Annotated in this window: 1 protein-coding gene; it reads left to right on the plus strand. The window is 61.0% G+C overall.

What is annotated here, in order from left to right; translation table 11 throughout:
• Positions 1-163: 163 nt before the first annotated feature.
• Positions 164-431 (plus strand): VirB3 family type IV secretion system protein (locus tag P0D96_RS48435; protein WP_408321474.1); only part of this gene is annotated, 268 nt, incomplete at its 3' end.

Below are 431 nucleotides of genomic sequence, written 5' to 3' on the forward strand. Positions count from 1 at the left end.
GGCGTCGTCGCGGCCTGCGTGCTGATGTGGAAAGGGGCGGAGTGCTGGGCCGATCGCGCGCACTGGAGCGAGTTTGTGACGATGTGCGGCAAGGTGGCGGCGGTGGGCTCGGTGGTCGGCGTGCTCGCACCGTATCTGTGGAACATGTTCAGCTGAGCACGCCATGTCGGACGAAAAAACCCGCTATCCCGGATTCAATGGCCTTGGCCGCACGGCGGCCATCTGGGGCGTTCCCTATATGGCGATGCTGGTTGTCGTCGTCGCGTCGATGTTTGTCGGCGTGCTGGTTTCATTCTTCGTCGGGCCCGGCGGCCTGCTGTTCGTTTTTCTTGGCTTTCCGGTGCTGCTGTATTTCAAGAACGTATGCGAAACCGATGACCAGGGCCTTCGGATCATGTGGCTGGAATTCCGTTGCCGCTTCTACTTCTGGC

Origin of the sequence: Paraburkholderia sp. RL17-347-BIC-D (assembly GCF_046027915.1) — a bacterium.
Taxonomy (GTDB): domain Bacteria; phylum Pseudomonadota; class Gammaproteobacteria; order Burkholderiales; family Burkholderiaceae; genus Paraburkholderia.